Annotated in this window: 25 protein-coding genes; 16 read left to right on the forward strand and 9 right to left on the reverse strand. The window is 51.0% G+C overall.

All coding sequences use genetic code 11. The features are described 5' to 3' along the window. Positions 1 to 126 precede the first annotated feature (126 nt). A complete protein-coding gene (locus ACEN86_RS18800) occupies positions 127 to 1,683 on the forward strand; it encodes an FAD-dependent oxidoreductase (protein WP_495632003.1) in 1,557 nt (518 codons plus the stop codon). Positions 1,684 to 1,786: 103 nt separating this feature from the next. Here the strand turns inward: ACEN86_RS18800 and ACEN86_RS18805 are convergent, their stop codons facing one another. Further along, positions 1,787 to 2,299 carry a hypothetical protein gene (locus tag ACEN86_RS18805; RefSeq protein WP_495632004.1) on the reverse strand — a complete coding sequence of 171 codons (513 nt, stop codon included), beginning with the start codon at positions 2,297 to 2,299 and terminating at the stop codon, positions 1,787 to 1,789. A gap of 195 nt (positions 2,300 to 2,494) precedes the next feature. Between ACEN86_RS18805 and ACEN86_RS18810 the strand changes: the two genes are divergently transcribed. The 3 genes from ACEN86_RS18810 to ACEN86_RS18820 are packed head-to-tail and all read left to right on the forward strand — an operon-like array spanning position 2,495 to position 4,256. After that, positions 2,495 to 2,821, forward strand: coding sequence for a PadR family transcriptional regulator (locus ACEN86_RS18810; RefSeq protein WP_495632005.1), 327 nt, complete (start codon positions 2,495 to 2,497; stop codon positions 2,819 to 2,821). Beyond that, positions 2,818 to 3,411, forward strand: a complete 594-nt coding sequence (locus ACEN86_RS18815) for an HAAS signaling domain-containing protein (protein ID WP_495632006.1) — start codon at positions 2,818 to 2,820, stop codon at positions 3,409 to 3,411. Before ACEN86_RS18810 ends, ACEN86_RS18815 begins: the two co-directional genes overlap by 4 nt. A gap of 2 nt (positions 3,412 to 3,413) precedes the next feature. After that, positions 3,414 to 4,256, forward strand: a complete 843-nt coding sequence (locus tag ACEN86_RS18820) for a DUF4097 family beta strand repeat-containing protein (RefSeq protein ID WP_495632007.1) — start codon at positions 3,414 to 3,416, stop codon at positions 4,254 to 4,256. A 129-nt stretch (positions 4,257 to 4,385) separates the two neighbouring features. On the opposite strand, the gene ACEN86_RS18825 is transcribed toward ACEN86_RS18820, so the two are convergent. Continuing rightward, positions 4,386 to 4,838, reverse strand: a complete 453-nt coding sequence (locus ACEN86_RS18825) for a hypothetical protein (RefSeq protein ID WP_495632008.1) — start codon at positions 4,836 to 4,838, stop codon at positions 4,386 to 4,388. A 319-nt stretch (positions 4,839 to 5,157) separates the two neighbouring features. Here ACEN86_RS18825 and ACEN86_RS18830 point away from each other — a divergent pair, with 319 nt between their 5' ends. The 5 genes from ACEN86_RS18830 to ACEN86_RS18850 all read left to right on the forward strand — a co-directional run bounded on the left by ACEN86_RS18830 (position 5,158) and on the right by ACEN86_RS18850 (position 8,667). Beyond that, positions 5,158 to 5,826, forward strand: a complete 669-nt coding sequence (locus tag ACEN86_RS18830) for a DNA-3-methyladenine glycosylase family protein (protein ID WP_495632009.1) — start codon at positions 5,158 to 5,160, stop codon at positions 5,824 to 5,826. Between the two features lie 157 nt (positions 5,827 to 5,983). Then, positions 5,984 to 7,276, forward strand: a complete 1,293-nt coding sequence (locus tag ACEN86_RS18835) for an ArnT family glycosyltransferase (protein WP_495632010.1) — start codon at positions 5,984 to 5,986, stop codon at positions 7,274 to 7,276. Then, complete coding sequence (locus ACEN86_RS18840; RefSeq protein ID WP_495632011.1) at positions 7,273 to 7,983, forward strand: glycosyltransferase family 2 protein; 711 nt, start codon at positions 7,273 to 7,275, stop codon at positions 7,981 to 7,983. The genes ACEN86_RS18835 and ACEN86_RS18840 overlap by 4 nt, the downstream gene beginning before the upstream one ends. Next, complete coding sequence (locus ACEN86_RS18845) at positions 7,980 to 8,327, forward strand: DUF2304 domain-containing protein (RefSeq protein ID WP_127198493.1); 348 nt, start codon at positions 7,980 to 7,982, stop codon at positions 8,325 to 8,327. The genes ACEN86_RS18840 and ACEN86_RS18845 overlap by 4 nt, the downstream gene beginning before the upstream one ends. Beyond that, entirely contained in the window at positions 8,311 to 8,667 is a 357-nt protein-coding gene (locus ACEN86_RS18850) for an EamA family transporter (protein ID WP_495632012.1), read from the forward strand. The genes ACEN86_RS18845 and ACEN86_RS18850 overlap by 17 nt, the downstream gene beginning before the upstream one ends. 341 nt (positions 8,668 to 9,008) lie before the next feature. Here the strand turns inward: ACEN86_RS18850 and ACEN86_RS18855 are convergent, their stop codons facing one another. Then, positions 9,009 to 11,240, reverse strand: coding sequence for an MMPL family transporter (locus tag ACEN86_RS18855; RefSeq protein ID WP_495632013.1), 2,232 nt, complete (start codon positions 11,238 to 11,240; stop codon positions 9,009 to 9,011). 282 nt (positions 11,241 to 11,522) lie between these two features. On the opposite strand from ACEN86_RS18855, the gene ACEN86_RS18860 reads away from it, so the two are divergent. Both ACEN86_RS18860 and ACEN86_RS18865 read left to right on the forward strand, forming a co-directional pair. Next, positions 11,523 to 12,164 (forward strand): TetR/AcrR family transcriptional regulator, encoded by a 642-nt coding sequence (locus tag ACEN86_RS18860; protein ID WP_495632014.1) that lies wholly within the window; start codon positions 11,523 to 11,525, stop codon positions 12,162 to 12,164. Continuing rightward, complete coding sequence (locus ACEN86_RS18865) at positions 12,157 to 13,689, forward strand: DHA2 family efflux MFS transporter permease subunit (protein WP_495632015.1); 1,533 nt, start codon at positions 12,157 to 12,159, stop codon at positions 13,687 to 13,689. Before ACEN86_RS18860 ends, ACEN86_RS18865 begins: the two co-directional genes overlap by 8 nt. Before the next feature lie 280 nt (positions 13,690 to 13,969). Here the strand turns inward: ACEN86_RS18865 and ACEN86_RS18870 are convergent, their stop codons facing one another. The 4 genes from ACEN86_RS18870 to pdaA form a co-directional block, all read right to left on the reverse strand. Beyond that, on the reverse strand, positions 13,970 to 15,856 hold the full coding sequence (locus ACEN86_RS18870; protein WP_495632016.1) for an ABC transporter ATP-binding protein: 1,887 nt from the start codon (positions 15,854 to 15,856) through the stop codon (positions 13,970 to 13,972). Then, the gene (locus ACEN86_RS18875; RefSeq protein ID WP_495632017.1) at positions 15,853 to 17,703 is read right to left on the reverse strand and encodes an ABC transporter ATP-binding protein; all 1,851 of its coding nucleotides are present in this window, start codon (positions 17,701 to 17,703) and stop codon (positions 15,853 to 15,855) included. The genes ACEN86_RS18870 and ACEN86_RS18875 overlap by 4 nt, the downstream gene beginning before the upstream one ends. A 44-nt stretch (positions 17,704 to 17,747) precedes the next feature. Next, complete coding sequence (locus tag ACEN86_RS18880; protein WP_495632018.1) at positions 17,748 to 18,221, reverse strand: MarR family winged helix-turn-helix transcriptional regulator; 474 nt, start codon at positions 18,219 to 18,221, stop codon at positions 17,748 to 17,750. A gap of 290 nt (positions 18,222 to 18,511) precedes the next feature. Continuing rightward, positions 18,512 to 19,351, reverse strand: a complete 840-nt coding sequence (pdaA, locus tag ACEN86_RS18885) for a delta-lactam-biosynthetic de-N-acetylase (RefSeq protein WP_495632019.1) — start codon at positions 19,349 to 19,351, stop codon at positions 18,512 to 18,514. A gap of 191 nt (positions 19,352 to 19,542) precedes the next feature. Here pdaA and ACEN86_RS18890 point away from each other — a divergent pair, with 191 nt between their 5' ends. After that, complete coding sequence (locus ACEN86_RS18890) at positions 19,543 to 20,565, forward strand: site-2 protease family protein (protein WP_495634351.1); 1,023 nt, start codon at positions 19,543 to 19,545, stop codon at positions 20,563 to 20,565. Between the two features lie 66 nt (positions 20,566 to 20,631). Here the strand turns inward: ACEN86_RS18890 and bcaP are convergent, their stop codons facing one another. Then, positions 20,632 to 22,032, reverse strand: a complete 1,401-nt coding sequence (gene bcaP / locus ACEN86_RS18895) for a branched-chain amino acid transporter BcaP (protein WP_495632020.1) — start codon at positions 22,030 to 22,032, stop codon at positions 20,632 to 20,634. Positions 22,033 to 22,354: 322 nt separating this feature from the next. Next, positions 22,355 to 23,248, reverse strand: a complete 894-nt coding sequence (gene cidR / locus ACEN86_RS18900; RefSeq protein WP_495632021.1) for a cidABC operon transcriptional activator CidR — start codon at positions 23,246 to 23,248, stop codon at positions 22,355 to 22,357. Between the two features lie 124 nt (positions 23,249 to 23,372). Here cidR and ACEN86_RS18905 point away from each other — a divergent pair, with 124 nt between their 5' ends. The 4 genes from ACEN86_RS18905 to ACEN86_RS18920 all read left to right on the forward strand — a co-directional run bounded on the left by ACEN86_RS18905 (position 23,373) and on the right by ACEN86_RS18920 (position 26,426). After that, positions 23,373 to 23,750, forward strand: coding sequence for a CidA/LrgA family holin-like protein (locus ACEN86_RS18905; RefSeq protein ID WP_495632022.1), 378 nt, complete (start codon positions 23,373 to 23,375; stop codon positions 23,748 to 23,750). Then, positions 23,747 to 24,433 carry a CidB/LrgB family autolysis modulator gene (locus ACEN86_RS18910; RefSeq protein WP_495632023.1) on the forward strand — a complete coding sequence of 229 codons (687 nt, stop codon included), beginning with the start codon at positions 23,747 to 23,749 and terminating at the stop codon, positions 24,431 to 24,433. Before ACEN86_RS18905 ends, ACEN86_RS18910 begins: the two co-directional genes overlap by 4 nt. 212 nt (positions 24,434 to 24,645) lie before the next feature. Beyond that, positions 24,646 to 25,602, forward strand: coding sequence for a carbohydrate ABC transporter permease (locus ACEN86_RS18915; protein ID WP_495632024.1), 957 nt, complete (start codon positions 24,646 to 24,648; stop codon positions 25,600 to 25,602). Beyond that, on the forward strand, positions 25,599 to 26,426 hold the full coding sequence (locus tag ACEN86_RS18920; RefSeq protein WP_495632025.1) for a carbohydrate ABC transporter permease: 828 nt from the start codon (positions 25,599 to 25,601) through the stop codon (positions 26,424 to 26,426). Before ACEN86_RS18915 ends, ACEN86_RS18920 begins: the two co-directional genes overlap by 4 nt. Positions 26,427 to 26,456: the final 30 nt, after the last annotated feature.

Raw genomic sequence — 26,456 nt, forward strand, 5'->3', positions numbered from 1 at the left:
CCCGCTCCCCGGCCGAATCTCTTCTTGGCTTGCTGCCACTATAGAAGGGCATCCGTTTCTAATGCCTGAGAAATGGTAATAAATGATAACAAGGTTTTTCCATATTGATTAGGAGGCTAAAAATTCATGAACAGTTCCCTTCCACCGCACAGTGATCTCCCAAGATTCCCAGAGTCCCTGTGGAGAAGTACAACGGACCTTCCCACCTTCGATAAATTACGAGAGACCATCTATACCGACGTTGCGGTCATCGGGGCAGGAATTTCCGGTATAACTACGGCCTATCTGCTCGCCAAAGAGGGGGTACGGGTAACCCTGGTCGAGATGAACCGGGTGCTCGAAGGCACAACTGGCTATACAACAGCCAAGATTACAACGCAGCACGGAATGATATATGACAAATTGCTTCATCACTTTGGCGAGGAGCAGGCCCGGCTGTACCATGATGCTAATGATGAGGCCATGGAGTTCATCCGGCGGACCATTTCGGAGCATGGCATTGATTGCGATCTGGAGAAGCAGGATGCCTATCTGTACGCCGATACCGAGGATTCCCTCAAGCAGCTTCAGAAGGAATGGTCCGCTTATGAGAAGCTGGGACTGCCTGGAGAATGGACAGAGTCAATCCCCATTCCCCTTGTAGTTCAGGGGGCTATCAAGATGCCGGATCAGGCCCAGTTCCATCCCCTTCACTATTTGCGCACCATGCTCGATTACATCGTGAACCACGGTGGTACGATCTATGAGCAGACCACGCTCAGCGGCGAGCTGGAGCAGAAGGAGGACGGAGTTCTCCATTTAAAAACCTCGGACGGCTATACGCTGAAATGTAATCAAGTGGTTGCGGCTACTCACTTCCCTTTCTACGACGGCGGCGGACTCTTCTTCTCCCGCCTGCATGCGGAAAGATCCTACGTAGTGGCTATTGAGCCGGAGACTTCTTATGCGGGCGGCATGTATATAAATGCCGGCTCTCCAAGCAGATCGCTTCGCTCAGCCAAGCTGGATGGACGCGACGTTATTCTGGTCGGGGGAGAGAATCATAAGACGGGGCAAGGACTGTGCACCATTAAATATTATGAGAACCTGGAACTGTTCGGGGGAGAACTGCTTGGAGCCAAGCGGATCCCTTACCGCTGGTCCGCACAGGATCTGATCACCCTAGATGACGTTCCTTACATCGGAAGGCTTAACGACAATCACCCGAATATCTATGTAGCGACCGGATTCGGCAAATGGGGAATGACGAACGGAACCCTATCCGCGCTGCTGATCCGGGACTTGATTCTGAACCGCGAGAACCGCTATACAGAGCTGTTCAGCCCATCCAGATTCAAAGCAGATCCGAGCATCAAGAACTTTGTGGTACAGAACGCGAATGTGGCCAAGGAGCTTATCGCCGGCAAGGTAGATATCATCCACCGTAAGGCGGACGATCTTCAGCCGGATGAGGGAAGTCTGGTTCACCATCTGGGGAAAAAGGCCGCTGCCTACAAAGACAAGGACGGCAAGCTGTTCATCGTCGATGCCACCTGCACCCATATGGGCTGCGAGGTGAATTGGAACGAGGGCGAGCGTACATGGGACTGCCCGTGCCACGGCTCCCGGTATGACCATAAAGGGAAGGTCATCGAAGGCCCGGCTACTGAGCCGCTGAAACCTTATGATTCACAGCAGCATTAGGCGGGATCTGCGGTAGAGTAACTAACAAAAATGACGTACAACACGGATTCGTGTTGTACGTCATTTTATTTCGGTCTGATTATACTGCATTTGACTCCTCTTCTCATTCGGCAGCTCCGTCTCCATATTTATGATCCCATTGAGTCTTCCAGTTGGCATAAGATAGACCTGTCTGCTCCTCAAGCGTCTTGCCCTCCAGGGAGTAAACTCCGCCAGTCATTTGATCGGAATGGGGAAAAGAGTATCCGCCAATGACCCGGCCTTCCGTCATCATGATGCACACCCCGGTATCGAGGCGGTAAAGCTTAGATAAAGGATGGTTCCCCACAATAAAACCGTAGGTGGTAATTTCCCTGCCGAAATACTTCTCCGGCGGTTCATGCTGAACCGACCAGGCCTGTGACTCCCACACTTCCCCTAGCAGAGATTTCGTCAAAGTATAAGATTTCAGCGGGCTCATATAGCCTATAACCTGATAACCCTTCGACTTGACAAATGCCTCAGCCGCCTTCTCATCTCCCCGGTATAGATGCGGCTTAGGGTGATCCCGCAGCAATGAGCAGCCCGCAGAAATAAGAGCAAGTAACAGCACAATCCCTAGCCCTACCCTTCTCACTATTTCCCCCTCCTTAACATTACCTGTATAACGCTCCCATTACCGCCAAAGTTGCAAGCCACTAAATCTTACGTAATTATTAATTTATACTCAGTATGTTGCATTGTTCAGTAGTGCATGATACGATTTAGCTCAGATACTAATCAATGTTCAGTACTAAGGATTACACCACACATGAAAAAGAGGGGATGTCCCTTGGATATCAGTATCCAATTCAAGAAAGGTGCTCTGGAGCTGTGCGTGCTCGTGCTCATACATGAACGCGACCGCTACGGATATGAGCTAGCGCAATCCGTCTCCGAGCACATTGAAATCGCCGAGGGCGCTCTATATCCGCTGCTTCGCAGGCTGGTCAACGAAGGCTACTGCACTACGTATCTGCAGGAATCTACCGGTGGACCTCCGCGTAAATATTACAAGCTTACATCAACCGGTGAAACCCACATGAAGACTTTAGTCACCGAATGGAAGCAATTCGTATACAGCGTATCGAGATTAATCGAGAGAGGGCCACTATTATGAAAAAACATGAGTTTCTTACCCAGCTAAGTGCGCAGCTATCCCAGCTGCCTCCGGAAGAACGGTTGGAGCTGCTTGAGGATTATGAAGCCCACTTCGCCTTCGGCAGGCAAAATGGAAAATCGGAGGAAGAGATTGTAAGCGAGCTTGGTCACCCGCATGAACTGGCCAAGGAAGCGCTTGGAGAACGGTTCATCACACAGGAGCCTGTGTACTGGTACCATGACTCCAGGAAGGAGCCGCAGCATTCGGCAGCCCCCGCTCAGCACCGGGGCAGAAGTATGACAGCTCAGGTGTTCATACTGATTGGTATGTTCTTCATGAATATCGTGCTCGGTCCGCTGATGATTGCATTCTGGGCAGTCGTCATCTCCATTATGGCGGCAGCTTTGGCGGGAATCGTAAGTCCTGCACTTCTAGCTCTGGATATGGTCTTCCACACCGTGTCACCGGCCAAATGGTTCGCAAGCATCTTCATGGTCGGACTAGGAATCCTGCTTGGTGTAGGTGTCAAAGGTCTACTTAAGGGGGCACTCTTCACAACGCGGAAATACCTCAGCTGGAATTACCACCTTGCCAAAGGAGATGCATAATCATGAAGAAATTTATTGCGCTAGCCATCCTTCTTATAATTATTGGGGCCGGAGGAATGGCTGCTAACAAGTTCGCGTTCGGCGATGATCTTCCTTCTTACCATAAGAAGTGGACTCTCGGCGCCGGGGAGCTCAAAGAGCTGGTAATCAACAGCAGTTCCGCTTCTATAGAGGCGGAGTTCATCCAGAGCCAGGATGGCAGCAACTACGTAGAACTTTCGGGGAAGATGAATCAGAATGTAATCAATAAGCTTGGGCACGTAGACGTGAGTGGAGGAAGACTTGAGCTTGACATGTCTAACGATTCTGAATTCCGGTTCTTCAATGTGAATTTCCAATCTACCCAGCAGCATATCATCGTTGCCCTATCCGATCCCGCCGAACTGGCCAAAGTCCAGGTTACTATGGATTCATCCGATTTGGATTTCAAGGGAATTCAAGCTGATCAGATTAATATTTCAGGCAGCTCAGGCGTGATCAAGCTGAGTTCGGTCAAAGCCAAGACGCTGAAGGCATCCGTAGAATCGGGCATTATTACAGCGGAGACAGTTCAAGCCGACGTTCAACTCAGTGCTGAATCGGGCAATCTTGAGCTTGAGCATTGGGTGGGGAACGGCAGCTTGAAGACAGAATCAGGCAGTATCCGGATTCAAGATCAGAAGTCCACGCAGCTTGATCTGGAAGCTGAATCAGGTACGATTGATGTAGAGGCCAATCCGGACTTCAAAGGGTTCTACGACGCGCAAGCAGAGTCGGGAATGGTAAATGTCCCTGATTCACCTCGAACAACCACCGATGTAATCAAGGCCCGTGTTGAATCGGGAACCATTTCCATACACGATTAGAGTTAGTCGCTGTGCACTGTGATCGGAGATCCTACACCTAAGAACATACATATGAACTAAGCGGCGCTAGCAAAAAGAAGAAGAAGAAGGAGGACGCCCAAGGGCGCCCTCCTTCTTCTTGCTGACTCACTATGCGATTTCTTGTGCAATTGCTTCCCTGTACGATTGAAGCGAGACGTAAATCATGGTCTGCAGCACACTTTGATCCGCTTCGGAGAGAATCTCCTCTGCATAATGCCAGGCGTTCTCCTCGATCAGCAGCGCAATCTTCTTCCGCTCCAGCTCATCCTCGCACACATCATAACGATCGGAAAGTGCGGACAGATGCATATCTGCGGAGTGCCCCAGCTCATGGGCGAACACAATCTTTAATACCTCTTCATATCGTTCCAGTGATCCAAAAATATTCAGACACTGCTTCTTAATCTCATCCACGTACATCGTAATGCTGTGATTATTCATGCTATATTTGCCGCCCACATTCCGGCCGCCGGGGAACCGGTTCCGAATGCGGACGGTGACTTGACTGCCTGTTCTCGCCACCAGCTCATCGAAAATCTGCTTCGCTATAGTTCTATTCAATAGACTCCCCTTATTTCTTCGTGATTTGCCATTACGTATAGACTTATTAAGACTATTATAATGTAAGTCAAAGGGATTTAGAACTATAAACTATCTATTACCCCAAAAAAACATCTATTAAACACCTTGTTAGCGCACAATTTATAACCTGCGGTTATCCCGCTTGAAAACCGTTAACAATCCGGCTAAACTAAAGGTATTATGAATAGCGGGATGACATAAAGGGGGTTGCAGGAAGAGACTGCAGCCCTCTCTTTAGGTTGTAAGAACCCGGCCTTACCGGAGTTCACCTAACCTGACTTAAATGGAGGTGGCTGACATGAAATTTGATGGGCTAGACCCTAGAGCTGCAGCACTAAGCGATTCAGACCCCCGCCTTGGGGAGCTGATCCGCAGAATTGGAGGCATTAGCCTCCGCGTGGAAGAGGATCCCTTCGTATCCCTGGTCAGATCGATCATCAGCCAGCAGATTTCCGTGAAGGCCGCGACAACAATCCGCGGCCGGGTGCTTGAGCTGACGGGTGAATTCACACCGGAAGCCATTCAGCAGCAGGACGATCAGGCGCTGCGTGCAGCAGGTCTGTCCGCCTCCAAGGTGATCTACCTGCGCGATCTAAGCAGCCGGGTTCTGTCCGGAGAGCTGAATTTCGCCCTCTTCCCTTCCATGACCAATGAGCAAATTATAGAGGCGCTGACCGCTGTAAAGGGAATCGGTAAATGGACCGCGGAGATGTTCCTTATTTTTGTCATGGCCAGGTATGATGTGGTGTCCGGAGGGGACGCGGGTCTGCAGCGCGCAGCCAGATGGCTCTATGGGCTGGAGGAACGGAAGGATAAGAAGTACCTGGAGCAGGTATCTCATCTATGGACACCTTACGGGGCCATCGCCGGCCTGTACCTGTGGGAGGCGATTAACTGTGGGGCGGTAGACTCGGCCTCCAATCTGGAGGAATGGATCCAGACGCTCCCGCAGCCTGACTTCGAATAACCGGGAACGGGATAAGCTTCCAGTAACTTTTTACAAATATAAAACGTTTGAAAGATAAGCATGGAACTTTCACGGAATTTGCGATAACATGGACAATGGGCTGCTTAGGTAAATCCTGTAATTTTCCATATATTTATAGAGTGGGGTTGAAATTAAATTGTTCTCTTTATCCGAAGTCAGCCGTCCTGCCAAACGGTTCCTTGCGGTGTGCATCGCATTGGTGCTCGTTCTCTCCTGTATCATTGTACTGAGCTATAACAATTACTTTCTGCTTGGCGATCTGGTCAAACGCAACAATGATGACGTAAAGTACATTCACAGTGCCAAGCTGCTGCTGAATCAGGGGATACTCGCCTATAATTCGGGCGAGCAGCCATCTGCCTTCATTATGCCGGGAATGCCGATTCTGCTGGCAGGCGTGATGGCTATTTTTGGACAAGATGATGTGGGCGTTAATGCCTTCCGTATTCTTCAGTGTGTCATGCAGGCTTTCTCTGTCTATCTGATCTTCATTATAGGCCGCCGTGTATTTAATACTCGAATTGCCCTGATCACTGCAGCGATCTGCGTGTTGTATCCGCCGGATTACTTCTCTTCGGGCAGCATTCTGTCCGAGACTACGTTCCGTACAATTCAGCTGCTGCTGATCTGTCTGGCCTTTATTGCAATGGATAAGCGCAAGACGGTCTGGTATGTCCTCATCGGCCTACTTGTCGCGGTGGCCGCTTACTTCAAGCCGCATGCGACCTTGTATCCAGCCATCTTCTTCATTCTATGGTGGAAGCAGCGCACGCCTTGGAAGGACATCGTTAAGTATGTTACGGCCATGGCTGCAGTCTATATCGTATGTCTATTGCCTTGGTGGATAAGAAATATGATCACCTTTGACAAGTTCATTCTGTTCACCAACTCGGGAGGAAGTCCCTTCCTACTCGGAACCCGCATTCACGGAGCGCTGCCTCCTGCCGGATTCTTCGTAGAGCATCCTGAGTATGACCCGAAGACGGTCTTCCAGGGCGCTGACAGCAGTGCTGTTACCAAGGGGCTCGATATTATCAAGTACGGCTTCGTCCATGACCCGCTGAATTATATTTATTGGTATACTTTAGGCAGATGGGTCGAGCTGTATATTCACCCGTTCTATTCCCGGCCTTTCTGGCCGATCACACGTCCGGTGATGAATGTGCTTCAAATGATTATGATGGCGGTAAGTATGATTGGACTCGTCTGGGCGCTGATCAAGCATCCGATGAAGCGGATGCTGCCGCTGCTGCTTACGCTCGCTTATTTTACACTGATCTATCAGCCATTCGTAGCCTTTAACCGTTATGGTTATCCTAATGAGATCATATTGTTCTTGTTCGCGGCTTATCTGATTGACCAATTGATTGTTATGAGACAAAAAGAACCATTGCTTAACGCAAATCAGGGAGGAACAGGCATCCGATGAAGATACTCATCATTATTCCGGCATATAACGAAGAAGGAAGTATTGTGCGGGTTATCCGTGATATTAACAAACATGCGCCTGAGGCGGACATTGTCGTCGTGAACGACGGGTCCACCGATCGTACCGAGGCGCTAGCACTGGAAGCGGGAGCACATGTGCTGACTATGCCTTTTAATGTGGGAATCGGGGGCGGCATGCAGACCGGCTATATGTACGCTCGCAATAACGGCTATGATGTGGCTATCCAGATGGATGCGGACGGTCAACATCCTGCCGAAGAGCTGCCCAAGCTGATCGCCAAAGCCTCCGATCACGATCTTGTGATCGGCTCCAGATTCGTGGAAGCTACATCCTATCGCTCGTCAAGTGCGCGCCGGGTCGGCATCATCTTTTTCTCGAAGCTGGTGACCCTCGTAACCCGTCAGAAATTCACGGACACCACCAGCGGCTTCCGCGCGGCTGGACGCAAAGTGATCAATCTGTACTCCAACTATTATCCGATGGATTATCCTGAGGTTGAATCGATTGTATATCTGAAACGCAGGGGCTGCCGAATTACGGAAGTCTCCACCGAAATGCGCTCCAGGGAGACCGGCAAGTCATCGATTACCCCAATCAAATCCGTCTATTATATGATCAAGGTAACGCTCTCCGTGCTGATGAGTGCAGTCCGTTATGATAAACCGAAAGCCGGTGAGATCGGGTGACTATCTATTTCCTGTCCGTAATTCTATCGTTCTTATTCCTGGCTATTGTGCTTGAACTGGTTCGTCACCAGAAGCTGAAGGAGCAGTATTCCCTGCTCTGGATTCTGTTCGGAGTACTCTTGTTCATCATATCGCTTAACGTGCGGTTCATTGAGACCATTGCTTCCTGGCTTGGTGTCAAATATGCGCCTGCCATGCTGTTCCTGTTCGGACTGCTGTTCTGCTTCGCCTTCATTCTTCACTTGACGCTGGTCGTGACGAAGCTATCCAATCAGGTGCTCAGACTGACACAAGAGCTGACGATCCGCAAAGAAAAGGAGTCCCGTCATGGACAAGATGATTAGTTACGCCTACCTGCTCGGCAATATTCTACTGCTGGTCACCGGGCAGATTCTGTTCAAGATTGGCCTGCAGAAGAATGGCGGCCTGTCCGGTATGGGACAGTGGGCGAAGCTGGTCTTCTCGCCGACCATCCTCGGCGGGCTTGCCCTGTACGGAATTGCCACCCTACTCTGGTTCGCGGTGCTGAACCGGCTGCCGCTTACGGTGGCCTATCCGATGCAGAGTCTGGCTTACGTATTCGCCATGGTGGCTGCTTACTTCATCTTCGGTGAAGTGATCACGGTGACCAAGATTGCAGGTGTGGCCGTAATTCTGGTGGGTGTGTACCTGCTGGCGAAGTAATGGATGACGCATGACACAGTTAAAATATCCACCTGTTAGGGTGGTCGTAACTACAGGGAATGCTTGGACTTTCGGCCGCTGCCCGCCTCCAGATTTCTTGATATATACCCAATTGTGTGGTTAAAATCTGGAGACAAAGCATATGCTTCCGATGTAGCTTTCTTTCAGAAAGCTTGTAGGCGATCGCGTTCGCTCCTACAGTTCCAAGCTTCCCCTCCATTACTTCCTCCTGAACGTCAATTTGTATAACTGCGTTTGCATATAGGTTAGCAAGAACACGAACAAGGCGCTCCCTTATCCGGGAGCGCCTTGTTTAATGCTGTTTCACGCTATTTAGCTACTTACATTCCTCGCTCTGCAGGGGAGCCAGACCGTTCCTCGACCGGAACGTGCTTGCCCGGCCAGAAGGCCCAGCGGCCGAGCAGGACGGTGATGGCCGGAACCAGGAACGGCCGCACGATGAAGGTATCCAGCAGCACGCCGACAGCCGTGATGATGCCGAAATGCACGAGCACCTGGATCGGCAGGCTCGCGAGTACCGCGAACGTGCCGGCGAGTATAATGCCGGCTGAGGTGATCACGGAGCCGGTCTCGCTGACGCCTTGCCGGATCGCCTCTTTGAGCGGCATATGCTTTCTTTTCTCCCAAATGCTTGAGATCATGAAGATATTGTAGTCTTCACCCAGAGCCACCAGGAAGACGAAGGAATACAGCGGAATCGAACCCTGGATCGCATCAGCTCCGAGGCCGTAATGAAGAATAATCCACCCGAGGCCAAGCGCCGAGAAATACGACAGAATGACAGTAAGCACCAGGTACACCGTTGCTACCACAGAGCGCAAATAGAGAAGCAGCAGCAGGGTGATTAGACCAATGACAACCGGTATAATGACGCGCGTATCGCGGTCACCGGTAACCTTGGTGTCATACTGCGTTGCCGTAACGCCGCTGATCCAGACGGACTGGTCAGGTGCCGGAACGCCCGCCGCCCTTAGGGATTGCTCTGCCGCAAGACGCAGGTCCGGTATACGATCCATAGCCTCCATAGAATAAGGATTCAGATTGAACTGCACGTCATAGGCAAGAATCTGCGGATTCTCCTTGCCCTTCTGCGGCTCGCCAACCTGATCCACATAATCCAGAGCCTTCAGCTTCTCACCAAGATCCGTCTGTTTGCCTTTCGTATCCACCATCAATTTGACCGGAGCAAGCTCCCCCTTCGAGAACTGCTTACCTATGATATCGAACCCTTCTCTGGAAGCCATGTCCTTCGGAAATGAAGACAGGATATCATAAGTAAATTTGATCTGTGACGAGAATGAAGCGAGAACACCGAGCACGAGAACCGTGATAATCATAACGGCCCACGGTCTGCGTACGACAAAGCTGCCAATCCGCATTTTGCCTGCCTTCCGCTCCCGGACGGGTCTGCCTTTGGCCCGCGCGCGTTCCTGTTCCATTTCCGGTGTGCGCGGAATGAACGGCCAGAAGGACACACGTCCGAAGATGGCCAGCAGCGCCGGTACCAGCGTAAGGCTGGCTATACCCATAATAAGAATGGAGATACTGAACGGTACGGCAAACCGGTGGTAAGAGCCATATTCGGCCAACAGCAGTGCGAACAGGGACAGCACTACCGTGAACCCGCTCATGGCAATCGCACCCGAAGAGCCTGTAATGGCCCGAAGGAGCGCCTTGCTCTTGCTGCCTTCTTCATGCAGCAGCTGACGGAACCGGGAGATCAGGAACAGACAGTAATCAGTTCCGGCCCCGAACAGCAGCACGGTCATAATGGATATAGACTGCGAGTCGGCTACGATCCATCCTTTATGTGCCATAATGCCAAGAACCGGGCTCACTACGCCATAAGCGAACCCTACCGCAATAAGCGGAATCAGGGCCAGGATAGGTGAACGATAGATCAGAAGCAGAATGACAAGCACCAGTACCACAGTAGACAAGAGCAGCGAGAAGTCTGCATTCTTGAACAGTCCCGTTGCATCAACCGAGATTCCGACAGGTCCGGTGACTCTCGCACTCATCTCTCCACCAGCCGTATCTGTTACCGCAAAAGGATCGCTGCCGAACTCCGCAGCGGCCTGACTCTTGAACTGATCGAGGCTCTTCTTGAGCTGATCCGTCTCTGCCGACTTATCAAATATAATCGGTGCAGCCAGCGTGCTGCCATCCTTGGACAGCTGCGCCTTCAAGGCAGGCAGCGGCGCTTTATGAAGCGGTACAATGAAAGTCTGCTCCGGGAGCGGCGACTTCTCCGCCTGCTCTGTGAGCTTCTGGATATGTACCAGATCTTCGTCCTTCAGGCCGCCTTCCCTGTGCCATACGATAATTGCAGGCACACCTTCCCCTGTAGGAAATTCACGGCTTGCCACCGCTTCAGCCTGAACGGACGGCTTGCTGTCCGATAAATTCGGGGAGTTGTTAATCTCCTCTTTGTTCACTCCCGGCCATATTACGCTCAGCAGCGCAGCCAGAAGCACCCATATCCCCAGAACGATCCATTTACCGCGCCGTCCCGAGACCCAGGCACCGAAACCTTTCTTTTGCTGATCCACTGTATTCCCTCCCCATATGATTCGACCATTTCTACACTCTAAGAGTTCTAAACCCCAATTCCAAACTACGAATGACCCGCCGGTCATTTCCAAGTCATATTATATATACCCACTGTGTGTTTACGCAACCCAAGAAAAAAAGAATTCTTTCTGAGCCTTCAGAATCTATATGAAAATGCAACTTGCTCCGTCCTATTGATAATTAATTCCGAGGAATATATTGACAAATAAAATCCCAGCGTTTAATGTTGACTTAAAGTTAAGTCAAAGGAATGAGACACCATGCCACGATCAAAAGAAGACAACCAGAAAATACGTGAAGAACGGATCAAAGAAATTAAGAATGCAACCATTCGCGTCTATGCATCCAAAGGCTTCCTTGGAACCCAGATGGATGATATTGCGAAGGAGGCGGGCCTCGCGAAAGGGCTGCTGTACTACTATTTCAAGAGCAAGATTGAGCTATTCCAGTATGTGTTCAACTCTCTAATGGATGAGGCCTTTCAGTTCTCGCAGGCACAGACTTCTGAGGAAAGGAATCTGGAGCAGTCGCTTGAGGCCTTCATTCATTTCTTCCTCTCCTCAGCCTTCGAGAGGCCGGTATATCCACTGGTCTATAAAATGCTCCCGGAGGACTTAAGCCATGTATTCCCAGGTAATGCTCAGGAAATGCAGCAGGCCTTCTTTAACCGTTTTAATAGGCCAATGCTAGAACGATTCCGATCCGCTATGGACAGAGGGGAAATTCCAGAGGGGAACCCCATGATGCAAGCACTCTTGTTCACCAGTGGAGTCCTGACGATTTCTCACCTCATCGCAAGCAGGCCGTCCATTACAGAGGGGAAAGATCGAGATCAAGTCATTGAAGAAATGAAGCAGCAGTTATTTTACGGAATATTTGGTAGGGGGAATAGAAGTGAGTAAACCTTTAAAAGCAAAAGGCTCCATTGTGGTATTCGCCATGGCATTGGGACTCTTGATGGCATCGCTGGACAACACGATCGTCTCGGCGTGCATCAGCAGTGTCATTCAGGATTTAAAAGGATTCGAATCGATAAGCTGGGTATTTACAGCTTACATGCTGGCGTCGACCAGCACGATGCTGATCTTTGGCAAGCTGTCCGATATCCTGGGCAGAAAGCTATTTTACCTGATCGGCATTGCCTTTTTCCTAATCGGGTCTGCCTTGTGCGGTCAGGCGCATACGATGGGTGAACTAATTGCATTCCGCGCGGTTCAGGGAATTGGTTCAGGCGCCTTGTTCCCGATCAGCTTCTCCATTATCTATGCTTCATTTCCGGATCAAAAGCAAGCAGCTAAGCTTACCGGCGTATTTGCCGGAATATTCGGGATTTCTTCTGTGTTCGGACCACAGCTAGGCACCTACATCACGACACACCTTAGCTGGCGCTGGTGCTTCTATATTAACGTTCCACTCGGTGTAATCTCGTTCTTGCTCCTGTTGTTCGCTGTCAAGGAGTCCAAAGCGGCCAGAAAACCTTCGATCGATTATCTGGGCACCTTCCTGCTTGTGGTCTCCACGTTATCCTTGATGCTGGCTCTTAATTTGGGCAGCAAAGATTACGCCTGGAACTCATGGCAAGTTCTCGGAATGTTCGCGGTGAGCCTTGTAGGTATCGTTCTGTTCGTGATGACGGAAATGAGAGCCAAAGAGCCGATCCTGCCGCTGGCCATCTATAAAAATTCCGTAGTCCGCGGGATCAGTATCCTGTCCTTTATCCAGGGCGTTGTTATGTTCTCGGCGATCACCTATATCCCTATCTTCTCTGTTGCGGTCTTGGGGCAAGAGGACTCCAACTCTCTATTGACACCGCTCATGCTCTCCCTCCTGGTTGGGGCCATTCTGGCGGGCGGACTCATGTTCAAGCTGTCCTACCGTGCTCTGCTCGGAGGATCGTCTCTACTGGGTGCAGGATCCATATATTTCCTTATGACCGCAAGCCATTCGGCAAGCTCCTGGTACATGATCTCTATTATGATCGTGATGGGCATCTGCTCCATAGGGCCGCTCATGAGCATTTCTCAAATGGGCATCGCCCAAAATGTAAGTCCTGAATACATCGGCCTATCTTCGTCTCTGGGCGGCTTCTGGCGCAACATCGGCGCGGTCGTTGGCACTTCCATTACAGCTACGGTAGTCAACAGTCAATTCAAGTCTATTCTTGAAGGAAAGGCGGCTTCAGCTCATATCCCTTCTGACAAAGTAGATTCACTCGCAAATCCGCAGCTGATTATGAATGCCAAAGGTTCACTTCCTGCACCCTGGATCCATACACTTCAGGACTCACTGGGAACAGCGATCAATCACGGCTATATTGTGTCGTTCTCGTTCGCGGTACTGGCTATCTTCATCTCGCTCATGATCAAGGGCAAAGCAGCACCGCGTACTTTGGAATCCGAGGCGGCTGTTAGTTCTACCTCATCATAACCATCTCTAGTTGATTAAAAGCCTAAGAAGGTGTTCCGGGCTGCGCCGCGCGAACAGAGCGATGTTCCACTCGCTGTTGTTGTTTCCAGATTTACTGAAGCAGTTCCAGCGGTGTAAATCTGGATACAAAGGCGGCAGCAACGCAGGTCATCCGTTCGTAAAAACATAGTTCATAAACGCCAAACAGCAAGTCTCCAATACCTTGGAGACTTGCTGTTTGTTTAGTTTCAGGACTGAGCTGACTCTTAGTTATATATTAACTGTTACCATAATCAAGTCGTTACCCCGCAACCTCTTGAGCACTTCTGTTATTGAACTGGCTGTTGTACAGGTCGGCGTAGAAGCCGCCCTTTTGCAGCAGGTCTTCATGGGTACCCTTCTCGATGACTTTCCCATGATTCATCACCAGAATCAGACTCGCATCCCGGATGGTAGACAGGCGGTGGGCGATAACAAAGCTGGTTCTGTTCTTCATCAGCTCGTTCATCGCTTTCTGGATCAGCACCTCGGTCCGGGTGTCCACGCTGCTTGTCGCTTCATCCAGAATCAGAATGGACGGATCGGCGAGGATAGCCCGGGCGATGGTCAAGAGCTGCTTCTGTCCCTGGGATATATTCGATGCTTCTTCATTAAGAATCGTATCATATCCATCAGGAAGCGTGCGGATGAAGTGATCCGCGTGTGCCGTCTTGGCTGCCGCAACGACTTCCTCTTCCGTAGCTCCAATACGCCCATATGCAATATTGTCCCGAATTGTCCCGTTAAAGAGCCAGGTGTCCTGAAGAACCATTCCGAACAGGTTCCGCAGATTCCCCCGCTTGAAGTCGGTAATATTCACGCCATCTACAGTAATCCGGCCCTCATTCACTTCATAGAAGCGCATAAGCAGGTTAATAAGGGTAGTCTTACCTGCCCCAGTCGGTCCGACAATCGCAATCGTCTGTCCCTGCTGGGCCTCAATATTCATATCCTCGATTAGCATTTGCTGATCATTGTAGCCGAAGCTTACATGCTCGAAGGCTACGTCTCCACGAACTTCAGCAAGCTCCACTGGCCGCGAGGCCTCTGGTACTTCCTCTTCCTCGTCGAGCAGCTCGAACACCCGTTCAGCCGAAGCCACTGTCGATTGAATAATGTTGGCGATGTTGGCGGTCTGCGTAATCGGCATCGTGAACTGGCGTACATACTGGATAAAGGCTTGAATATCCCCGATGTCCAGCGCTTTGCGGGTGACCATGATCCCGCCAATGACACTGATTAGGACATAGCCGATATTTCCGATGAAGCTCATAATCGGCATGATTAACCCTGAGATGAACTGGGCCTTCCAGCCGGATTCATACAACCGCTCATTGATCTGGTCGAACTTCTCGATTGACTTCTCCTCGCGTCCGAACGCTTTGATAATCCGGTGACCGGTATACATTTCCTCTACATGCCCGTTCAGTTCCCCTAAATTGTGCTGCTGGCCGATAAAATGCTTCTGCGATTTCCCGCTAATCTTCTTGATCGCCAGAAAGCTCACAGGCAGCGTCACTAGTGCGATCAGTGTCAAGAGAGGACTGATCGTCAGCATCATGACGATAACCCCAATAATGATAAGCACCGAGGTAATCAGCTGCGTCAAGCTCTGCTGAAGCGTGGTGCTGATGTTATCCACGTCATTCACGGCACGGCTTAGAATCTCCCCGTTCGTACGGGAGTCGAAGTATTTCAGCGGCAATCTGCCCAGCTTGTCATTCACATCCCGCCGAAGATCATAGACTGTCTTCTGGGATACCCCGGCCATTAATAACTGCATAATATAAGTGAATCCGGAGCTAATGACATACAGCACAAGCAGGAACAGAATAATTCTCCAGATATACCCGAAATCAATATGTGCTCCCGCTACATGCATCATCCGGCCTTTAATTCCTTCAAACAGCTCGGTGGTGGCCTTCCCCATGATCTTCGGGCTTATAATGCTAAATATTGTACTCAGCACAGCCATAAATATCACAGCGATAATCTGAGACCGGTGCGGCTTCAAGTATTTTAACAGTCTACGCAGCGTTCCTTTGAAATCCTTGGCCTTCTCTCCCGGAAGAACCATGCCCGGTCCTCCTGGTCCATGACCTCTGCCGAATCCCCCGCCTGGAGGCCCTTGTCTGCGCGGTGTACTCATGCGATCTCCTCCTCTGACAGCTGGGAATATACGATCTCGCGATACACTTCACTGCTCTCAAGCAGCTCACGGTGGGTACCCATTCCCGCAATACGGCTCTCATCCATCACAATAATCCGGTCGGCATCCTTAACCGTGCTTACCCGCTGAGCCACAATAATGACGGTGGATTCCCCCGTCTTATCCTTCAAGGCCGCCCTCAGCTTGGCATCTGTCTTGAAATCCAGAGCGGAGAAGCTGTCGTCAAAAATATATATCTCCGGTCTTCTGACGAGTGCTCTTGCAATGGACAAACGCTGCTTCTGACCGCCGGATACATTGTTCCCGCCTTGGGAGATGGTTGCCTCATAGCCTTTCTCCATCTCTGAGATAAACTCCTCAGCCTGCGCAATACGCGCCGCCTGCTCCACTTCTTCGTCTGTCGCCGCTTCATTACCGTAGCGGATATTATCCGCAATGGAGCCGGTGAACAGCACGGCCTTCTGGGGCACGAAGCCAATCTTGGCCCGAAGCTCCTCTTGGGGAAGGTCACGGACATCCTGGCCGTCAACCAGCACACGGCCGCTGCCCACATCATAGAAGCGCGGGATCAGGCTGATCAGCGTGGTTTTCCCCGAACCGGTACCCCCAATAATAGCGGTAACCTCGCCCGGCTCGGCTCGGAATGAAATGCCGGACACTGCAGGCTGCTCCGCTCCCGGATAGCTGAAGCTGACATTGTCGAACTCAACGTATCCCTTCAAGCTTGGGACAGAGGCAGCATAATCTCCTGATTCCTCAGATTGCTCAAGTTCATCTTGTTCGTTAGTTCCTTCGGCTTCCTCAAGTTTCCTAGACTCCGCACTCACTGCGGAATCAAGCCCCGTGCTGCCAGAAGTCTGGGCAGGCTTCCCGTCCTTTATCACTGTCAGGGTATCCAGAACCTCATTAATCCGGACAGCCGAGGCCGACGCTCTTGGGACCATGACGAACATGATGGACACCATGATGAACGAGAACATAATCTGCATGGCATACTGCAGAAAAGCGATCAGATCGCCCACAGCCATACTGCCGTTATCTATACGGATTCCTCCGTACCATATAATCGCAATGGAGGAGACGTTCAGCACGAGCATCATGGTAGGCATCATCGCCGCCATAACCTTATTTACCTTGATGGAAGTCTCGGTGAGGTCAAAGTTAGCCTTCTCGAACCGCTTCGCCTCATGCTCGGTCCGGTTGAACGAGCGGATGACACGAATCCCGGTCAGGCCTTCGCGGAGGACCAGGTTGAGGCGGTCAATTCTTTTCTGGATAATCTTGAATAACGGAATCCCTCTCCCCGCAATCAGGAATATCGCACCCACGAGCACCGGAATAATCACCACAAATACGAGCGAAAGCGTCTTATCCTTCGACATCGCCATGATAATGCCCCCGATCGCAAGCAGCGGCGCACTCACCATCATGCGCATCATCATCAGGAGAACCTGCTGAATTTGTGTAATATCATTCGTCGTACGCGTAATGAGTGAGGCCGTGCCAAGCTTATCGAATTCCTCCAGCGAGAACTTCTCTACATGCGAGAACACCTTGCTCCGCAGGGTCTTGCCAAAGCCGGTAGCCACCCGTGAGGAGAAATAGCTGGCTGCGATGGAAGTAATAATACCTCCGAAGGCAACAAGCAGCATGAATAACCCGATTCGCCAGATATATCCGATGTCTCCTTTGACAACGCCGTGATTCACAATATCCGCCATCAGTGTCGGTAGATACAGCTCAGACAAAGACTGAAGAAACACCAGTACAATGACAAATATCAGTGGAATTCGGTATGGCTTCAAAAAACGAAAAATTTTGATCATATACGCTTCGCTCCCCCTCCCACAGCTTAACCCTGTGTGTCTGTTTACTGACCGTGCTTCTCTTCTTCCCGGCCCGAAGAATCACTCAGGAACCGGGTGACCTTCTCAAGCAGCTCCGCCAGCTGCTCACTCTGTTCCTCACCCAAATGCTCATATAATTCATAGAACCTTCCAAAGAAGGACTCCATCGCTTTGTGTGTTAACTCGTCGCCTTCCGGGGTCAGCTTGACCCGGACAACTCTTCGATCATGGGGGTCCATGCTGCGTTCTACAAGTCCGCCGGCCTCCACACTGTTAATCAGCTGGGTAACCGTTGGCGAAGTTACATCCAGAGCACTGCTGAGCTCCGATACCGTCAATCCCTCCTTATGGCTCTTCATACCTCTCTTGATATAAAAGAGCAGCTTCATCTCACTTGGCTTACACTGCCCTACTGAGGGTCTGCGCCAATCCGCCCTGCGGGCACGGTTAAAAGCTTCGAACAGCCTTTGTACCTTCGGATTCTCGTTGATGTCCACTTATTCACCCTCTTTGGATTTGTTTGCACTGTTTAATAATTAGGTAACCTATTATATTGCAAACCTAATTATATTCCTGTGTTTGAACCAAGTCAATTATGTTATTCCTGTTTATATAGATAACGAAAAAGTCCCCCGATCGGGGGACCCTTGGTAAGTCTCTAAATTTCAACCCTCTCACAATTTTACCCGTTACACTGCCTAGTCCTGCTCAAGATTTGCTGCAAATTAACCTTTGTATCGCTTCGATTCCCAGCTGCACTCTCTGAGGCTCACCTGGCGGCTCAATCTCACTGCTTCGCCTTCGAATCAGGCTCCACTGACGGCTTAGGTCCCTGCGGCGCCCTCTGCTGGCCAGGCAGGTCCTTCAGGCTCTTGAACGTGTAGCCCTGTCTTCGGGCTTCATCAATAATAGCTCCAAGGCCGTCCGTATTGTCCTTGGAAATGGCGTGAATCAGCAGCACCGCGCCCGGATGCAGCTGGCTGGTCACCTTGCGGAAGGCGTAGTCTGCACCCTTCTGATCATTCACATCCCAATCCTTATAAGCCACCGACCAGAACACATTCGTATATCCATACTGGCGCGTAACACTCAGGGTTCGGTCATTGAATATCCCTCTCGGCGGACGCAGGAAGGTCATCTCCTTCACGCCGGTCACTTCCGTTACGGCCTGCTTTACCTTATCCAGCTCTTCCTTGATGCGTTCATTGGATACCGTCGTCATGTCCGGATGGCTCCAGGAATGATTGCCGATGATATGTCCTTCCGCAGCCATCCGTTTGACCAGTTCAGGCTGATCCTTCACATAGTGGCCGGTAATGAAGAACGCTGCAGGCACCTTTTTCTCCTTGAGTGTATCCAGGATTTTGGAGGTATAGCCTTTATTCTCATAGCCGTTATCAAAAGTCAGGTAGATATCCTTCTTGGTGGTGTCTCCAGTAAAGACGGCCCCATTCTTATCGATGATATCCTTGAAGCCTTCCTCGTTGATGGAGGGAAGACTTCCATTTACGCTCTTCTTGAACCCGAAATGAAACGGCCCGTCTGCTCTGGCCGTATTACCTGATGTAACTATGCTTATTCCCAAGCACATGCATATGGCTGCCGCCATCCATACCCTACGTTTCATGGTGTTCTCCCTTTGTCTATAGTCGTGAGTTGTCTGTTTGCATAGCAATATGATCTTAACTTTTGTAAATTAAGCCGCTTCTATACCTGAGTGACCGCAACTTGGTTCATGAATCCCAACACAGAAAGGCATGAATTCCATTGGAAGAACAGAATACTCCGAATTCTCAAAAGAAAAGCGCTCTCTGGCGGATGGGCGGCCTGCTCGCCTTAATCCTTGCTAAAGCGAAGACGCTGCTTGCAGTCCTGAAATTCAGCAAACTGGGCGGAGCCCTGATCTCCATGGCGGTGTCCATAGGGGCGTACGCCATCCTTTATCCTTGGGGCTTTGCCGTAGGCCTTGTCCTGCTCCTGTTCGTCCATGAGCTGGGCCATGTGCTTGCCGCCAAGCGGAAGGGGCTTCCCGTATCCGCACCGCTATTTATTCCTTTCATCGGAGCCTTAATCGCGGTGAAGCGGAATCCGCGGGATGCCCAGACCGAAGCCTATATTGCGCTTGGCGGCCCCATTCTCGGGAGTCTCGGCGCCTTAATTACGTTTGGCGCTGCTTATTACCTGGACAGCCCTCTGCTGTATGCACTAGCTAATGCAGGCTTCTTCTTCAACCTGCTTAATCTGCTGCCCATTCATCCGCTCGATGGTGGCCGAATTGCTACGGCAGTTACCCGCTGGCTGTGGCTGGTGGGACTGATCGGCGGGCTGTACGTGATCATTGAATTGAGATCGTTCTTGTTCTTCATTATCTGGGCTCTCTTCGCTTTCGAGCTGTATGAGAAATTCGGACGCAAGAAGAAAAAGGCAGCCCGTTCATTAAGGGGGGCCTTCGAGGTACCGGTAGAACATCTAAGAGAACAGGGATATCTCATCCCTGGAACAGGACACCGGAGAGACCTGTCTTATACCACGTACAGCGAGCTTGACGGGCAGCAATATGTTAAAGCGGTATGGGAGGGACTGGACTTCGAGGGCTTGATCGCCCTGCCGCAGCAGGGCCTGATTCAGCGAGTACAGGTCGTTCATATTGACCACGTGAATAAGGAAGACGGCCTGCACCTGGCCATTCAGTGCCAGGTCGATTACGAGATCTTCGAAAACAACCAATATTATGATGTTCCGATGTCTGCCCGTATAGGTTACGGAATGACCTATGCCCTGCTTGCAGGGGGACTGGCTGGAATGATGTATGTGGTTCATCAGTTAAGCAATCTTACATGAGCTGCCCCAAACAAACAGAGGCTGGCACCCGTCTTTACGACAGGTACCAGCCTCTGTGCTATGCTACTATTCGTCTTGTTCCGGCTTCGCAAGCCGGCTGTTTCTGATTCCAAATGAAAAGTATACAACCAATCCGATGACCATCCAGATCAGGAAGGCTTCCCATGTTACGAGCGGAAGGCTGAACAGCAGATAGCCGCAGAAGATGATCGCAAGCAGCGGAATTACAGGTACCCAAGGCACCCGGAAGGAGCGCTGCAGATCAGGACGGGCTTTCCGCAGAATAATAATCCCAATGGCCACCGAGATGAACGCGAAGAGCGTTCCAATACTCACCAGATCCGACAGTCTGTCGAGTGGAAGCACGCCTGCGAAGAATGCAACGATAATTCCCGTTGCCCATGTGCTGATCGTCGGCGCCTTGGTCTTCGGATTAAGCTTGGACAATTTCTTCGGCAGCAGGCCGTCGCGCCCCATTGCGTAGAGCAGACGAGTCTGCCCGTATAGAAGCACGAACAATACAGTAGTGATGCCGATAATAGCTCCGAGCGAGATAAATCCGGCAATCCAGTTCTGATGAATGAATTGAATGGCGAAGGCCACCGGGTTCTTCACGTCAAGCAGCTGGTAAGGCACAATCCCGGTTAGCACGGCGGTTACAAGCACGTACAACAGAGCGCACACGATAAGGGAAGCTATGATCCCTCGCGGGAGATCTCTCTGCGGATTACGCACTTCCTCCGCTGCGGTAGCCACTACGTCAAAGCCGATATACGCGATGAACGCGGTAGCTGCGCCCGTCATCACGCCCCCGAAGCCGAACGGCATGAATGGTGTCCAGTTGGACGGCTTCACATAGAAGACCCCAACGACGAGGAACAGCACGATGACTGCGATCTTAATTACTACCATGATCGTATTCAGCCGGGTTGATTCTTTGGCCCCGCGGGAGACTACAAAAGTCAGCAGCAGAGCAATGATGATGGCCGGCAGATCGATATAGGTGCCTTTTCCCGTATCAAGAGCACTGCTCAGAGCATGCGGGAAATGAATGCCAAAGCCCGACATCAGCCCCTGGAAATAACCTGACCATCCGCTGGCTACCATTGAAGCAGCAAAGCCGTATTCCAGAATAAGATCCCAGCCCAGGATCCAGGCGATGATCTCTCCGAAGGTAGCATAGCTGTAAGTATAGGCGCTGCCGGAGATCGGGACCATGGAGGCCAGCTCCGCGTAGCAGAGCGCACAGAAGGCGCAGACCAGTCCCGCAATAACGAACGACAAGATCAGAGCGGGGCCTGCGTGCTGGGCAGCTGCCACCCCGGTCATGACAAAGATCCCGGTTCCTACCACGCATCCAATGCCCAGCATTGTAAGATCGAATGCGCCCAGTTCTTTCTTTAGAGTATTGCCTTTCTCCTTAAGCTCCATCATTGATGAGATGGACTTTTTCCTCATAACATTCATCCAGATTCCCCTACTCTATAGTTAGTCATTGTGCTTAGGAAGAAATACGACATCTCGTATCATATTTCGCTATTATAAGGAATTTAACCAAACAAAAGAAGAATAAGCTGTGAGGTAATATATTACATTAAATTTTTATTAATATTATGATCGCACAAAAAGCACCCCAAGCGGATGCACTCATGGAGATTGCAAGACTTTGGGGACTCAACAGGCAGGCTTGGGCCACACCAAATACAAGGGCAATCGGCCCCGTAATTATGGATGAAAGTTCCTTTTGCCGCGGCATGCTGCTCCGGCCGATAAGATTACCTCTCGTACCTTATCCATCCCCTCCAGTTAAGACTTCCTGGGCAAAACGGATCCATTCCCTTGCCGCGAACGACAGATAGCGGTCCTCCCGCCAAATGATGCCCAGCTCCCAGGGGATCACCGGGTCAACCAGAGGCAGAATCGTAACCCGGGAAGGGTCCACCTCCCGGCACACGGTCTCGGGCAGAAGTGCAATGCCCAGGTTAGCCGCGACCATCTCACTGATCAAGTCCCATTGAGAGCTCTCATAGATGACCCGGGGCTGAAACCCAACGCGCACACATTCCGTGATAATCCGGTCATGCAGGACAAAGTCCTCCCGGAATAACACAAAGGACTCCTCTGTAAGCTCGGTTAAAGGCGCTGTCTCCTTGCCGGCAAGCCGGTGAGAGGGGTGCACGATCAGATTCAGCTTCTCTTCCACGAAGGAGAAGCACTCCAGCCCTTCCACAGTGACGGGCAGCACGGTAATACCTACGTCCAGCGCCCCGCTGTCCGTATCCGCCTCCACCTTCTTCGCCCCGTCTTCAAAGAGCTGAATGGTGATGTCCGGGTACCTTTTATGGAACTGTCCGATGATCTTTGGGAAGAAGCTGGCCCCTACCATCGGCGGAAGACCGATGCGGATGTGCCCTTTCTTCAGATTCCGCAGATCATCCAGCTCGGCCGTCATGCTGTTGAAGGATTTGACGATGTTCTGAGCCTGATTGACCATGATCTGTCCGGCATCCGTCAGACTGATTCGTTTGCCAATCCGGTCGAACAGAATGATGCCGAGCTCTTCCTCCATCTGCCTGATCGTCTTACTGATGGTCGGCTGTGTAATGTACAGCGATTCAGCCGCTTTGGTGAAGCTCTTCAAACGCGCAACCTCGATAAGATATTGCAATTGACGGATATCCACGGGGACCACCTCATTTTCTATCATAGCCATTTGGAATGTGAAACATTCAATATATGCATTATACCTATGAAAGAAATTGATGTAAAATTTCAGTATACACAGAAAATGAAAAGAGGCTTTCGCAATGGGAAAATTAAAGTCCTTGTTGATGGGTGTTCTGCAAATTGCCATCCTGTTCTTTATTTCCATGGCTATGAATAAAATTGTGGACCTGCTCCACTTGAATATACCTGGAAGCATCCTTGGGATTGTGGTCATATTTACACTGCTGAAGACCGGTGTCTTGAAGCTGGAGTGGATCGAGAAAGGCGCCAATTGGCTGCTGGCCGAGCTGCTGCTGTTCTTCATCCCTTCCGCGGTAGGCGTAATGAAGTACATTCCCATGTTAGAGAGTGATGGAGTTCGCATCCTGATTGTCGTTATTTTTAGTACATTTATTGTCATGGCCAGCTCCGGTCTTACCGCATCCCGGATTGCCAAACGAAAGGAGAAGAAAGCATGATTACGGGTCTGCTCTGTCTGATCATTACGATAAGCCTATATTTTGTCTGCAAAAAATTGTACGGATTCAAGCCGCGTGTCTACCTATCCCCACTGCTGGTAACGCCGCTGATTCTGGTTATCGGGCTTCTGCTCGTACATATTCCATATGAAGCCTATAACAGCGGGGGGAAATGGCTCAGCAGCATGCTGCAGCCGGCCACGATTGCTTTTGCCGTGCCACTGTTCAAGTATTATAAAGTCCTTAAGAAGCATGCGGCCCTGATTCTGATCAGCGTCCTGTCCGGTTCCATTGTCGCCATGGTATCATCCATGCTGCTCGCACAGAGCATGCACCTGGATAACGCGCTGGTGAGCAGCCTTGTACCTCGCTCCGTCACTACTCCCATCGCGATGAGTGTCTCCGAGGTGATTGGCGGCGTGCCGAATATTACGGCCGTATTCGTGATTATCACCGGGCTGCTCGGCTCCATTATCGGTCCGATGATCGTGAAGATGTTCCGGATTGATAACGAAGTTGCGCGCGGTGTCCTGCTGGGTACAGGCGCTCACGGAACCGGTACCTCCAAAGCCTTCGAGCTGAGCTCGCTGACAGGCACCATCTCCAGTATTTCGATGATTGTCGCCGCCTTGTTCACGCTTGGGGCAGCTCCGTTCATCATTTCGATGCTGGCCCGTCTATAGCCAGATCCAGTTGTGTATTAAGAAAGCTCTGTCCCCCGGAACAGGGCTTTTTTTGCGTGCTCAAGCGAGCGTGCATAAGATTGTATGCCCTGAATCAAATGCGCGTAAACAGCAAATTTTACATGGCACAAAGTTTAACACCAGGCACATGTCCCCTTAACGTGTCTTCTCTACACTGGACAAAGATGACTTAGTAAGGGGGAATTTGCTGCATGAATTTGCTTGAAAGAGAGGCTCCGTTAACGCCCCGCAAGGTCTCACGCTCCTCCTGGACTGCCGCAAGAAGGCTGAACCTGTCCCGCCTGAAGGAGAATGTGCTGGCTTATATATTTCTCGCTCCATCGCTGCTGCTCTTTGGAGTCTTCCTGCTCTATCCCATGCTGAAATCCATCTATCTTAGCTTTCACCTGACAGACCCACGCGGACGCATCGCCGCTTATGTAGGGCTGGATAACTTCAAGAAGCTGTTCTTATCCGAAGCCTTCTGGAACGGGCTGGCTGTAACCGGCAAGTTCGCCCTGCTCACTGTACCGACGGGCATTGTACTGGGACTTATTATGTCAGCACTGGCTCACGCCCGGCTTCGCGGCATGCGCATCTTCCAATTCATCTTCTCGCTGCCGCTCGCCGTATCGGTCAGTACGTCATCGGTGATCTGGATGATGCTGTTCCATCCCACCATGGGCATGTTCAACTACTTCCTGAGCCTTGCGGGAATCTCTCCCGTTCAGTGGCTTACCGACCCTTCTTGGGCGCTGCTGTCCATTGCTGCCATGACGCTATGGATGAATTCAGGCTTCAATTTCATTATTCTGCTTAGCGGACTTCAGGGCATATCCGAGGATATTTATGACAGTGCCAAGATTGACGGCTCCGGGCCGATACGGACCTTCGTCAAGCTGGTCATGCCGCTGCTGTCCCCGACGATCTTCTTCCTCTTCGTCGTCACTGTGATCAGCTCGCTGCAGTCTTTTGGACAAATCCACATTCTGACCAAAGGCGGCCCGGCCGGATCGACCGAGGTTCTCGTCTATTCCATCTATAAAGAAGCGTTCGTGAACTATCAATTCGGAACTGGGAGCGCGATCTCCATTGTGCTGTTCCTCATTATTCTGCTGCTGACCTTCATTCAATTTGTATTTGCCGAGAAGAAGGTGCATTACCAATGAGCTTAAGCCGGACACTTTCACGGGGAACCGTCTATATGCTGCTGTGTCTGCTCAGTTTATGTATCATCTATCCGCTTCTCTATACGTTCCTGTCCGTCTTCATGACGCCGGATGAGACCAGCCAGTACCCGCCAAAGATTCTTCCTTCAAGCCTGTATCTTGGCAGTCTGGAGGCTGTGTTCCAGCTCATTCCTGTAGGACGGTTCATTCTCAACAGCTTCCTCGTCTCGGCCATCGTTATGGCGGGACAGGTGCTGACAGGCAGCATGGCCGCCTATGCCTTCGCGTTCATCTCCTTCAAGGGCAAGGCCTTCTGGTTCGCCGTCTTCATGTCGACCCTGATGATTCCCTGGGAAGTCACGATGATCCCGAATTTCCTGCTGATTAAATCCTGGGGCTGGCTCGACTCTTATCCGGGCATGGTCGTTCCCTTCCTGGCCTCGGCGTTCGGCGTATTTCTGCTTCGCCAGTTCTTCTTGCAGCTGCCGAAGGAATTATTCGAAGCCGCCAGAATGGACGGATGCGGGCATCTGCGGTATTTCCTGCATATCGCCCTGCCGCTATCTAAGCCGGCGCTGGCCACGTTGTCCGTCTATGTTTTTCTGAATACGTGGAATATGTATCTATGGCCCCTGCTTATTACGAACACCGCCCAAATGCGGACGGTTCAGATCGGGATCAGCATGCTTCAGTTCGAGGACTCCACAGCCTGGAATGTTGTCCTCTGCGGGGTCGCTCTAGTTCTTCTACCTTCGCTTCTGCTTATTGTATTCGGGCTGAAGTATCTGGTCCGGGGGCTTACAGCAGGCGCCATTAAGGGTTGAACCGGTAATTCCCGTCCATGTGACGGCTTA

It is taken from the genome of Paenibacillus sp. Paensp111 (genome assembly GCF_059492195.1).

What these genes read in the sequence shown, in the direction of transcription:
- ACEN86_RS18915 (WP_495632024.1), top strand. Translation starts at nt 24,646, where the DNA reads ATGAATTTGCTTGAAAGAGAGGCTCCGTTAACGCCCCGCAAGGTCTCA.
- ACEN86_RS18920 (WP_495632025.1), top strand. Translation starts at nt 25,599, where the DNA reads ATGAGCTTAAGCCGGACACTTTCACGGGGAACCGTCTATATGCTGCTG.
- ACEN86_RS18820 (WP_495632007.1), top strand. Translation starts at nt 3,414, where the DNA reads ATGAAGAAATTTATTGCGCTAGCCATCCTTCTTATAATTATTGGGGCC.
- ACEN86_RS18905 (WP_495632022.1), top strand. Translation starts at nt 23,373, where the DNA reads ATGGGAAAATTAAAGTCCTTGTTGATGGGTGTTCTGCAAATTGCCATC.
- ACEN86_RS18910 (WP_495632023.1), top strand. Translation starts at nt 23,747, where the DNA reads ATGATTACGGGTCTGCTCTGTCTGATCATTACGATAAGCCTATATTTT.
- ACEN86_RS18840 (WP_495632011.1), top strand. Translation starts at nt 7,273, where the DNA reads ATGAAGATACTCATCATTATTCCGGCATATAACGAAGAAGGAAGTATT.
- pdaA (WP_495632019.1), bottom strand. Translation starts at nt 19,351, where the DNA reads ATGAAACGTAGGGTATGGATGGCGGCAGCCATATGCATGTGCTTGGGA.
- ACEN86_RS18875 (WP_495632017.1), bottom strand. Translation starts at nt 17,703, where the DNA reads ATGATCAAAATTTTTCGTTTTTTGAAGCCATACCGAATTCCACTGATA.
- ACEN86_RS18800 (WP_495632003.1), top strand. Translation starts at nt 127, where the DNA reads ATGAACAGTTCCCTTCCACCGCACAGTGATCTCCCAAGATTCCCAGAG.
- bcaP (WP_495632020.1), bottom strand. Translation starts at nt 22,032, where the DNA reads ATGAATGTTATGAGGAAAAAGTCCATCTCATCAATGATGGAGCTTAAG.
- ACEN86_RS18830 (WP_495632009.1), top strand. Translation starts at nt 5,158, where the DNA reads ATGAAATTTGATGGGCTAGACCCTAGAGCTGCAGCACTAAGCGATTCA.
- ACEN86_RS18860 (WP_495632014.1), top strand. Translation starts at nt 11,523, where the DNA reads ATGCCACGATCAAAAGAAGACAACCAGAAAATACGTGAAGAACGGATC.
- ACEN86_RS18815 (WP_495632006.1), top strand. Translation starts at nt 2,818, where the DNA reads ATGAAAAAACATGAGTTTCTTACCCAGCTAAGTGCGCAGCTATCCCAG.
- ACEN86_RS18870 (WP_495632016.1), bottom strand. Translation starts at nt 15,856, where the DNA reads ATGAGTACACCGCGCAGACAAGGGCCTCCAGGCGGGGGATTCGGCAGA.
- ACEN86_RS18890 (WP_495634351.1), top strand. Translation starts at nt 19,543, where the DNA reads ATGGGCGGCCTGCTCGCCTTAATCCTTGCTAAAGCGAAGACGCTGCTT.
- ACEN86_RS18850 (WP_495632012.1), top strand. Translation starts at nt 8,311, where the DNA reads ATGGACAAGATGATTAGTTACGCCTACCTGCTCGGCAATATTCTACTG.